The sequence below is a fragment of the Kitasatospora saccharophila genome, assembly GCF_039529925.1.
GTDB classification, from domain to species: Bacteria; Actinomycetota; Actinomycetes; order Streptomycetales; family Streptomycetaceae; genus Kitasatospora; species Kitasatospora saccharophila.
Map to the genome: position 1 here is coordinate 1 of NZ_BAAANS010000127.1, position 7,302 is coordinate 7,302.

The window sequence follows — 7,302 nt, forward strand, 5'->3', positions numbered from 1 at the left end:
TCCAACCAGGTCGCCGACAACGAGGGCTGATGTCGGGGTCGGAGTCGGGGATGGTGTGGGGGTGGGAGTAGGCGTCGGGGTGGGGGACGGTGCGGGGGCCGGGGTCGGGGTCGGGGTCGGGGGGGCAGTGGGTGTCGGGGTCGGAGTCGGGGATGGTGTGGGGGTGGGAGTAGGCGTGGGGGTGGGGGTGGGGTGCGAGGTGTGACAGTGCCAGTCCCAGTGCCAGGGCGGGTGGTGCGGCAGTGGCAGTGGGCAGAGCGGGGGGAGCGGTGGCAGGTCGGGGAGCGGGGGCAGGGTGGGCAGCGGCGGGAGGTGATCGTCCCGGGTGTGGTCCATTGCCCGATCATCGGACCGTCCCCTTGGGGCGCGGTAGTCGTTCGCGGTCAAACCCCACCGGCCGGTGAACCCTCCCGGGCTGCGGCGGAACGTCCGGACGGAGACCGGTCGTCCGTTCGACCGAGGGCGGCTGCGGTGAGCGCCACCGCGGCGGCGAGCAGCACCGGCCACCCGGTGCCGAGCAGCAGCGCCAGCACCGCCGGGCAGCTCACGGCGGCGGCCAGGCGCGGCATGCCGTCCAGGACGCGGACCGCCGCGGCCGTGCAGGTCAGGTAGACGGCGAGGAACAGCGCCGTGGGCACGGCCACCAGTTGAGCGGTCGTCAGCAGACCCGTCCCCACCAGGGCGAACAGCGGGCCGCCGGTGAGCACGGTGGCCCCGACCACCACGAGCGAGCCGCGCCGGCCGGACGCCGGGCCGGGTGTCGCGCCGGACGCCGGGCCGGACGCCGGGCTGGGCGTCGGGTCGGTGGCCGCGCCGGGCGGGAGCAGGGCGTCCAACAGGGCGGCCGCGCCCGTCAGGTAGGTGTTGGTGGCGGCCAGGGTGAGGACCACCGCCGCGCCGGCGGCCAGCAGCGGGCCCCGGGAGCCGAGGGCGGCGCGCATCAGGTCGGCCAGCGGGACGGGGCCGCCCGCGCCCGGGCCGAGCACGGCCACCGTCGCGGCGGCCAGGCCCAGGCAGAGCAGCGAGGTCACGGCGAAGGCGATCAGCACCACCCGGCGCAGCTGACGGCGCGGGTCGCGCAGCCGGGTGGTCAGCGAGGCGGCCGCCTCCCAGCCGACGAAGGCGAACATCAGCGGCGGCGCGGCCCGCGCGACGCCCGCCCAGCCGTGCGGCAGGAACGGCGTCCAGTGCGCGGCCCGAGCAGCCGGGGCCGACCCCAGCGCCGCCAGCAGCACCAGGCCCACCAGCCCGGACACCAGGGCCAGTTGGAGCCCGGCGCCGGTCCGCACGCCGAGCAGCCGCACGCCCAGCACCAGCGCCAGCAGCACCAGCCCGGCCCGGACGGCCGTGCCCCCGTCGGCACCGACGGCCGCCGCCGCGTAGCTCCCGCCGATCAGGCAGACCACCGGCGCGCCCGCCACCACGCCCGCCAGGAAGCACCACCCGGCGGCCCGGCCCGCCCGGGCGCCCAGCCCCGCGGCCGTGTACCCGGCGACCCCGCCGGAGGAACCCAGCCGGGTGCCGAGCGCGCAGAACACCGTGGCGATCAGCCCGGACAGCCCCAGCAGCGCCAGCCAGGCCAGCAGCGAGGCCGGACCCGCCGCGCGCGCCGCCAGCCCCGGGAGCAGCAGCAGGCTCGGGCCGAGCAGGGCGCCGACGTACAGCGCGGACGCCCCGGCGGTGGAGAGCGGGCCGGGGGCGGCGGACGGGGAACGGGGGAGGGAGGTGGTCGCGGTGTCGGTCATGCCCCGATCCTGGCCCGGACCGCGCGGCACCCGCTGGCGAAAACCGCTCCGTGACAGGGCCCCGGCGGTGGATCCTGCCGCGGCAGGGCGGTCCGGCGGCAGAAGATGCCGAGGGGTCGGGAGGGGAGGATGGTCGGGTCGGGTCGCCTGGTGGATCCTGCCGGGGGTTCGCGGGCCCGCGTGGCCGATCGTGCCGCGCAACGGCGCCCCGACGGCAGACCGTGCCGGAAACGGGAGAGAACGGGAACGATTGCGCCGACGCCACCGCTAGGGTGCACGGCATGTCATCGAACCCGCAGTACGACCGCATCGACCGCGCGATCCTGGCCCACCTCCAGCGCCACGGCCGGACCCCCAACGTCGACCTCGCCGAGGCCGTCCGGCTCTCGCCCTCCTCCGCGCTGCGCCGCACCAAGGCGCTGGAGGCGGACGGGGTGATCGCCGGGTACCGGGCCGAACTCGACCGGGACCGGGTCGGGTTGGGGCTGACGGTGTTCGTCGCGCTGCGGGTCGAGCAGCACTCGCGGGAGACCTCCCGGCAGATCGAGGAGGCGCTGTGCGCGATCCCCGCCGTGGTCGCCTGCCACGTGGTCTCCGGCGAGGCCGACTTCCTGGTGGAGATCGCCGTCCCCGACCTGGCCAGCTACGAGCAGGTGCTGCTGGACGAGATCCTCGCCGTCGGCCCGGTCCGCGACGCCCGCTCCACCTTCGCCATCCGCACCGTCCGCTCCCGCGGCCCGCTCCCGCTCGACCACTGGCCGCCCCGGCACGGCAGGTGACCGGCACCCCGCCCCGCCGCCCGGCCCCGCACCGGCCTCGCCTCCCCCGCCACCTCACCGCCCTCCGGGCAGTTGACCGGGGCGGACCGGAACACGAGGACGAGGGAGATCCGATGGAGCTGTGGCTGCTGAACAACCTCGACACCGCCGCGCTGACCGCGGTGGTGGTCGGGACCGCGGTGGTCGTCGCGGGGGCGGGATCGCTGCTGGTGCGGCGCAGGTTCCCGCAGGTGGTGGAGGGGGAGCACAACGAGGTGATCGGGGTCGTGCTGGGGCTGTTCGGCGCGATCTACGGGATCATCCTGGCGTTCGTGATCGTCAATCTGTGGACCCAGATGGAGGAGACCCGTACCGGGGTCGCCCGGGAGGCCACCGCCGCCGCGACGCTGGTGCGCGACGTGCAGGCGTTCCCACCGGAACCGCGCGAGCGGATCGACGCGGCACTGGGCGCCTACCTGCACGCCGTCGTGGACGTCCAGTGGCCGATGATGCGCGAGGGCCGCCCCGACTTCGAGGCCACCGCCGGCAAGGCGCAGGCCGTCTACGAGGCCCTGCAGTCCTACGAGCCGCAGAGCAACACCGAGCAGGCCTACTACGACCGCGCCGCCGAGCAGTTGGACGAGGTGGTCGCCGAGCGGCGGGCCCGGATCGCCATGGCCACCCGACAACTCCCGCCGCTGCTCCAGGCGTTGGTCTACGGCGGCGCGCTGGTGATCGTCGCGCTGACCGCGCTGTACGGCACCCGCCGGATCAGGGTGCAGGTGCTGTTCACGGGGACGGTCGCCGCGCTGATCGGGTTCAGCCTGCTGCTCGTCCTCGTCCTCGACCGGCCGTTCACCGGCGACCTGTGCGTCTCCCCGGCGCCGTTCAAGGAGGGCGCGCTGGCGGTCTTCTGGCCCTGACCCGGTCAGGATGCGCGGGGGGACGGCTGACGAGGGGGCGCTGGCCCGGTTACCCCCCGGTACGCAAGACTGGCCCCGGGTGCGGCACCCGCCGCCCCGTCAGCCCGCCCATCCCGCACCGGAGGTGCCCCCGTGGCCGCCGAACCCCTGATCGCCGCCGTCGGCGGACTGAGCCCGCAGGTCGACCCCGGGGCGTTCGTCGCGCCCGGCGCGGTGGTGGTCGGCGCCGTCACCGTCGCCGCCGGGGCGAGCATCTGGTACGGCGCCGTGCTGCGCGGCGACGCCGAGCGGATCACCGTCGGCCCCGGCACCAACGTCCAGGACAACTGCACCGTCCACGCCGACCCGACCTTCCCCGCCGTCCTCGGCGAACGGATCTCGGTCGGCCACAACGCCGTCCTGCACGGCTGCACGATCGAGGACGACGTGCTGGTCGGGATGAGCGCCACCGTCCTCAACGGCGCCCGGATCGGCGCGGGTTCGCTGGTCGCGGCGGGCGCCGTCGTCCCGCAGGGCATGCAGGTGCCGCCCGGCTCCCTGGTCGCCGGCGTCCCCGCCAAGGTGAAGCGGGAGCTCACCGAGGAGGAGCGGGCCGGGATCCGCGCCAACGGCGAGGGCTACCGACTGCTCGCCGCCGCCCACGCGAAGGACGTGCCCGGGGCTCACGGCTGACGGCGGCGCGGGAAGCGGGCGCCGACTCCGGCGCGCGGCCGTCCCGTTCGGACTGCGCGGACTGCTCAAGCGCGGCCGCGCACGGGAGGCCGACGGCCGACCGCGACGGATTCCGTCGAGCGGCGGCCCGCCCCGTCCGGCTACGGTGCAGCGGTGACCAGCAACGACCAGTCCGGTTCGACCCGGCTCGCCACCCCCGCCGACCTCGACGCCGTGGTCTCCACCCTGACCAGCGCGTTCTTCCACGACCCGCTCTGGGGCCCGGCCTTCCCCGACCCGTCCCGGCGCGCCCGGCAGGCCGCCGCGATGTGGCGGTTGTACGCGACCTCCGCCCTGCGCTACCCCTGGACCCTGGTCACCCCCGGCGCGGAGGCCGTCGCGGTGTGGATCCCGCCGGGCGGCACCGAACTCACCGCACGGGAGGCCGAGGACCTGCCGGAGCTGCTCGCCGGGGCGGCGGGGCCGGAGGCGGCCCGGGCCATCCTGACCGTCTACGACCAGTTGGAGGCCGCCCACCCCGGCGTGCCCTGCTTCTACCTCACCCTGCTCGGCGTCCACGACGACCACCGCGGCAAGGGCCTCGGCATGGGCCTGCTCGCCCGCAGCCTGGAACGGATCGACGCCGTCGGCGCCCCGGCCTACCTGGAGTCCTCCAACCCGGCCAACCTCGCCCGCTACCGGAGCGTCGGCTTCACCCCGCGCGAGGAGATCACCACCGCCACCGGACACGTCGTCACCACCATGTGGCGCCCGGCCCGCTGAACCCCCCCCGCGCCGACTGCCGACCGCCGACCGGCGCCCCGACGCGTCCGACCGGCGCCCCGCGGCCCGACGCGTCCGCCCGGCGCCGGGCGGACTTCGTCCGCGCTTTGTTGTCATGTCACTTGAAAGACCCCCGGACGGGGCATCCTGCTCGCTGACCGGCCGTCAGCCCGTACCGACCGCCGGGCCGCCCGCCCGCCCAGTCGACCGTCCAGGGGGACCGCATGAACTTCCGCCTCGCCACCGCCCGTTCCGCCGTCGTCGGCGCGGTGCTCGCCGCCGCCCTCCTGGGGTCCACGCAGCTGGGAGCCGCCGCCGACGCGGGGACGGTCGGGGAACGGCCGTTCGCCGGGACCACCGGGGTGGGGCTGCACAACACGTACGACCCGGGCGCGTTCGGCTACCTCGCGCAGGCGCTGGACACCGGTACCGCGATGATCGAGCTGGACGTGTGGACCGACACCGTCACCAAGGAGTGGAAGGTCAGCCACTCCAACCCGCTCGGCAACGGCAACAACTGCGTCGACGCCGCCACCCCGGCGCAGCTGTACGGCGGCGGCGCCAACAAGAACCTGGAGAGCTGCCTGGACGACGTCCGGGTCTGGCTGGCCGCGCACCCGACGGCGGGGCCGCTCACGATCAAGCTGGAACTCAAGGGCGGGTACGCCGCCAACCTGGGCATGGGCCCGGCCCAGCTGGACGCGCTGATCGCCGCCCACCTCGGCGCCGCCGCCTTCCGCCCGGCCGACCTGCTGGCCCGGCCCGGCGGCGGCAGCTACGCCACGCTCGACGACGCCGCCCGGGCGGGCAACTGGCCGAGCCGGGCCGCGCTGGCCGGGCGCGCCCTGGTCTACGCGATCCCCGGCACGGTCGAGGAGGGCAACCCCTTCGACACCCTGCACACCGACGTCGAGGAGGCCCGCCACCTGCGCGACCTGGCCGCCGCCGGCCGGATCGGCGACGCGCGGGTCTTCCCCGCCGTGCACGGCGCCGCCGCGGGCGACCCGCGCGGCGCGTACCCGGACGCCACCATCCGCCCCTGGTTCGTGGTCTTCGACGGCGACGCCGCCGCGTACCTGAACGGCGTCGACACCGCGTGGTACGACCAGCGCCACTACCTGCTGACGATGACCGACGCGCAGAACGTCGCCCCGGCGATCAGCGGCACCGACCCGACGGCCGAGCAGGCCCGCGCGCGGGCCGTCCAACTGGCCGGCGCGCACGCGTCCCTGGTCTCCGCCGACTGGCGGCACCTGCCCGAGGTGCAGTCGCTGGTCCTCCCGCGCGGCTGATCCGCGGCCGATCCGCGGATGACCTGCGGGCCTTTCGCGGAAGGGAGTTGACGGTGCGTCAGGGAAGCGGCCGGGCCGGGGTGTCCGCTGGGGGGGATCCGGCCGCGAGTTCCGTCGGCACTGTTGACCAATTGAAGTGGGCATGGCACTTTCGTCCGGCGCGGGCGTGCACCGACCGGTCACACGTCTGCGATCCCCCACAAGGAGAGCCATGTTCAAGAGATCCGCCGCGGCCCTCGCCGCGGGCGCGGTCGTCGCGGGCGCCCTGACCGTCGCCGCCACCCCCGCCCAGGCCGTCCAGGCCGGTGACCTGACCTCCACCATCGCGCTGAGCAACTGCTCCGCCTCACTGGTCCGCTACCCGGGCTCGGTGGACACCGACCGGGCGATGATGCTGACCAACGGCCACTGCCTGCCGACCATGCCGACGGCCGGCCAGGTCATCCAGAACGCGAGCGCCAGCCGCAGCGGCACCCTGCTCGACTCCGCCGGGAACTCGCTCGGCACCGTCCAGGCGGACAAGGTGCTGTACGCGACGATGACCGGCACCGACGTCGCGCTCTACCAGCTCACCGACACCTTCGCCGCCGTCGCCTCCAAGTACGGCGCCACCGCGCTGACGATCAGCGACACCCACCCGGTCGACGGATCCGCCATGTACATACCCTCCTCGTACTGGAAGCAGGTCTGGAACTGCTCGATCAACGGGTTCGTCGGGACCCTGCGCGAGGACCAGTGGACCTGGCGCGACTCGCTGCGCTACAGCGCGGGCTGCAACACCACGCACGGCACCTCCGGGTCGCCCATCGTCGACGCGGCCAGCCGGAAGGTCGTCGGCATCAACAACACCGGCAACGACGACGGCGCCATGTGCACGCTCAACAACCCGTGCGAGGTCGCCGCGGACGGCACCACCACCGCCAGCAAGGGCCAGAGCTACGGTGAGGAGACCTACTGGTTCACCACCTGCCTGGGCACCGGCCGGGTCATCGACCTGAACGTCAGCGGCTGCCTGCTGACCAAGCCGGCCGGCGCGGCCGTCACCGTCACCAACCCGGGCAACCAGTCGACCGCGCTGAACGGCGCCGCCAGCCTGCAGATCACGGCCTCCGGCGGCACCGCGCCGCTCGGCTACTCGGCCACCGGGCTG

The 7,302-nt window shown here is 75.2% G+C and carries 7 protein-coding genes; 6 read left to right on the forward strand and 1 reads right to left on the reverse strand.

Going from position 1 to position 7,302, the window contains the following annotated elements; translation table 11 throughout:
* Positions 1–383 precede the first annotated feature (383 nt).
* A complete protein-coding gene (locus ABD345_RS39510) occupies positions 384–1,745 on the reverse strand; it encodes an APC family permease (RefSeq protein ID WP_344559611.1) in 1,362 nt (453 codons plus the stop codon).
* Between the two features lie 281 nt (positions 1,746–2,026).
* On the opposite strand from ABD345_RS39510, the gene ABD345_RS39515 reads away from it, so the two are divergent.
* The 6 genes from ABD345_RS39515 to ABD345_RS39540 form a co-directional block, all read left to right on the forward strand.
* Positions 2,027–2,524, forward strand: coding sequence for an Lrp/AsnC family transcriptional regulator (locus ABD345_RS39515; protein ID WP_344559612.1), 498 nt, complete (start codon positions 2,027–2,029; stop codon positions 2,522–2,524).
* 113 nt (positions 2,525–2,637) lie between these two features.
* A complete protein-coding gene (locus tag ABD345_RS39520) occupies positions 2,638–3,426 on the forward strand; it encodes a bestrophin-like domain (RefSeq protein ID WP_344559614.1) in 789 nt (262 codons plus the stop codon).
* A 132-nt stretch (positions 3,427–3,558) separates the two neighbouring features.
* Positions 3,559–4,098, forward strand: coding sequence for a gamma carbonic anhydrase family protein (locus tag ABD345_RS39525; RefSeq protein ID WP_344559616.1), 540 nt, complete (start codon positions 3,559–3,561; stop codon positions 4,096–4,098).
* A gap of 153 nt (positions 4,099–4,251) precedes the next feature.
* A complete protein-coding gene (locus ABD345_RS39530) occupies positions 4,252–4,860 on the forward strand; it encodes a GNAT family N-acetyltransferase (protein WP_344559618.1) in 609 nt (202 codons plus the stop codon).
* Between the two features lie 224 nt (positions 4,861–5,084).
* Positions 5,085–6,152 carry a phosphatidylinositol-specific phospholipase C domain-containing protein gene (locus ABD345_RS39535; protein ID WP_344559620.1) on the forward strand — a complete coding sequence of 356 codons (1,068 nt, stop codon included), beginning with the start codon at positions 5,085–5,087 and terminating at the stop codon, positions 6,150–6,152.
* Between the two features lie 211 nt (positions 6,153–6,363).
* The coding region (locus ABD345_RS39540; RefSeq protein WP_344559622.1) for a S1 family peptidase at positions 6,364–7,302 on the forward strand (939 nt) is incomplete at its 3' end.

What these genes read in the sequence shown, in the direction of transcription:
- ABD345_RS39510 (WP_344559611.1), bottom strand. Translation starts at nt 1,745, where the DNA reads ATGACCGACACCGCGACCACCTCCCTCCCCCGTTCCCCGTCCGCCGCC.
- ABD345_RS39515 (WP_344559612.1), top strand. Translation starts at nt 2,027, where the DNA reads ATGTCATCGAACCCGCAGTACGACCGCATCGACCGCGCGATCCTGGCC.
- ABD345_RS39520 (WP_344559614.1), top strand. Translation starts at nt 2,638, where the DNA reads ATGGAGCTGTGGCTGCTGAACAACCTCGACACCGCCGCGCTGACCGCG.
- ABD345_RS39535 (WP_344559620.1), top strand. Translation starts at nt 5,085, where the DNA reads ATGAACTTCCGCCTCGCCACCGCCCGTTCCGCCGTCGTCGGCGCGGTG.